The 212-nt window shown below is 74.5% G+C and carries 1 pseudogene; it reads left to right on the forward strand.

The window, feature by feature from the left end:
* A pseudogene (locus tag GTY56_RS00910) lies at nucleotides 1-212 on the forward strand (ABC transporter ATP-binding protein); the annotation flags it as partial.

Below are 212 nucleotides of genomic sequence, written 5' to 3' on the forward strand. Positions count from 1 at the left end.
CTGGACGTGCCGACCGCGGGCGCGGCCCGGGTCGGGGGGTGCGACCTGCTCGCGATGGACGGCAAGGCGCGGCTGCGCTACCGGCGCGAGGTCGTCGGCTTCGTCTGGCAGCAGACCGCCCGCAACCTCCTGCCCTATCTGACGGCCGCCCAGAACGTGGCGCTGCCCATGCAGTTGCGGGGCCGGTCGAAGGCGCGGCAGAAGACGGAGCG

The sequence above is a fragment of the Streptomyces sp. SID5643 genome (assembly GCF_009872555.1).
Classification (GTDB): domain Bacteria; phylum Actinomycetota; class Actinomycetes; order Streptomycetales; family Streptomycetaceae; genus Streptomyces; species Streptomyces iakyrus.